This window comes from Streptomyces sp. URMC 126 (assembly GCF_051386555.1).
Classification (GTDB): domain Bacteria; phylum Actinomycetota; class Actinomycetes; order Streptomycetales; family Streptomycetaceae; genus Streptomyces.
This window is the reverse complement of record NZ_JBPQTX010000640.1, coordinates 1-935: the sequence shown is the minus strand read 5'-3', so window position 1 is coordinate 935 and position 935 is coordinate 1. Positions and strand designations below refer to the sequence as shown.

1 protein-coding gene is annotated in these 935 nt (G+C 79.0%); it reads right to left on the bottom strand.

The window, feature by feature from the left end; all coding sequences use genetic code 11:
* Window positions 1-771: hypothetical protein (locus ACSNOK_RS33260; RefSeq protein WP_436784510.1), on the bottom strand; the 771-nt coding region annotated here is incomplete at its 3' end.
* Window positions 772-935: the final 164 nt, after the last annotated feature.

The window sequence follows — 935 nt, the reverse complement described above, 5'->3', positions numbered from 1 at the left end:
CCCCCGCCGCGCGCCACCGCCGCCACCACCGGCGCCGCGCGCCGCGGCCCGCGACCAGGCCAGCAAAGCGACCCCGGCCGCCACCTCGGCCGCACCGAGAGCCCGAGCCCGCGGCCCCCGCGTCCAAGCCCCGAGCGCCCCGCGCTCGGCCGCCCCGAGCCCGCCGCAGACCGCCGCCCGCCACCCGGGCCAGTCCACCGGCTCCGCCCCCGGCAGCACACCCGCCGCCTCGCACAGCCGCCCGGCGGCCAGCCCGGGGACGACGCCCGGACCGAGCCGGAGGCCCGCCCGGGACAGCACGGCGGCGAGACCGAGGACGCGCGCGGCCCCGTCCGCCTCCGTGTCCGGCAGCGTCAGCCGGTCGAGCGCCGCCCCGTCGAGCACCGGGTCGAGCCCCAGCCGGGTGCGGAGGGCGGTCAGCGCCTCCTCCTCGCCGAGCGGTGTGCCGTCCGGGAGCCAGGTGTGGCCCACCGTGCGGCGGAAGCCCGCGGCCACCACGAACCCCGCGCCGTCCGCGTCCCACCACAGGCCGACGACCGGCCAGTTGTCCGCCACCGTCAGGGCGTGCGCCCAGTCCCCCGCGACCGCGGCGAGGTGGGTGCCGGAGTCGCGCCAGGACTCGGCGGCGGGCACCAGGACGCTCCAGCCCTCGCCCGCCGGGGCCAGGAGCATGGGCCGCCGCAGCAACTGCGCGGCGGGGCGTACGCGGTCGGGGGCGGCCCGGCAGAGCAACAGCAGCCCCGCGGCCGGGATGTGATCGGTAGCGGACATGCGCCAACGCTATGCCACCGCGCCGGGCTTGACTTCACGGAGCCGCGATATATCGTGTTTACCGGAGACGCGATAAGACGCGATATGCCGTACGGCCGCCTCCGGCACCCCGGCGGCCCCACCCATCGCACCCCTTCCACACCCGCACGCCCGCACACCCCCTC